Origin of the sequence: Streptomyces recifensis, from assembly GCF_002154615.1 — a bacterium.
Classification (GTDB): Bacteria; Actinomycetota; Actinomycetes; order Streptomycetales; family Streptomycetaceae; genus Streptomyces; species Streptomyces griseoluteus.
Genome location: NZ_MUNH01000704.1, coordinates 1 through 969 on the forward strand (window position 1 = coordinate 1; position 969 = coordinate 969).

2 protein-coding genes are annotated in these 969 nt (G+C 73.7%); both read right to left on the minus strand.

All coding sequences use genetic code 11. The features are described from left to right. A partial coding sequence (locus CCN33_RS28620; protein ID WP_140394721.1) for an AAA family ATPase occupies nucleotides 1-598 on the minus strand: 598 nt, incomplete at its 3' end. Between the two features lie 106 nt (nucleotides 599-704). Continuing rightward, the coding region (locus tag CCN33_RS32330; protein WP_483027262.1) for a VMAP-C domain-containing protein at nucleotides 705-969 on the minus strand (265 nt) is incomplete at its 5' end.

The following is a 969-nucleotide window of genomic DNA, read 5'->3' on the forward strand; positions in this document are numbered from 1 at the left end:
CCAGCACGTTCAGCAGGTCGTTGGGCAGGTCGATGTCGCTCTTGTCGAGTTCGTCGATGAGCAGCACGCGCGGGGTGTCCGAGGGCAGCAGGGCGGTGCCGAGCGGGCCGAGCCGGATGTAGCCGCCGATGGCCTCGACGGAACCGGGGCTCCCGGCCGCGCTGCCGTACCCGCCCTGCGCGGCGATCTGCACGTCCTGGAGGCGGGCGATGGCGTCGTAGTGGTAGAGCCCGTCCTGCAGGGAGGAACGGCTCACGATGGACCAGCGCAGCACCTCGCCCAGCCCCAGTTCGTACGCCACCGAGTGCGCGAGTGTGCTCTTGCCCGCGCCGGGACTGCCGGTGACCAGGAGCGGGCGGCGCAGATACAGCGCCGCGTTGATCATCTCCAGCTCCTCGGCGCCGGGCCGGTGCAGCTCGGCCAGGTGCCGGTGCGCGCCGAGCCTGCGGTCGCGGGAGCCGTCACCGTCCGGCTCCCGGGTGGTCTCGGCACCGCGTGCGGAGAAGTCGCGCCAGGGCGGGGGCGGGGGCAGCCGGCTCATCCCGTCGTGGGGTTCCCCGGCGCCTCGGTAGATGAGCCACTCGCTGGATTCGGTCATGTCCGGTCCTCGTCGCTCGTCGCCGGGGGCAGCCGTGGGACGTCCCTCACGGTATCGATCCGCCGGACGCCTGGTAAGGGGATCAGGGAGGAACCGGGGCCCCGGATCACGGGGCCTCCAGCAGGTCTCCGGTGCCGGGCAGGGGGCGGTGCGGGTCGTCGTACAGCAGAGTCGTGCCGTGCGCCCAGTACGCCTCGGTGAGCCCGGCGTACACCTGCTCGCGCAGGGCGTGCAGCACGCCGGGGAGGGACAGGGCGCCCTCGCCGTCGTCCACGGCCGTCTTCACGCCCCGGTGGAACTCCCCGCACACGCCGTCCGGCCGCCGCCGCCACAGCACCACCCCGAACCCGGCCCGCAGCACCCGGCCGAGC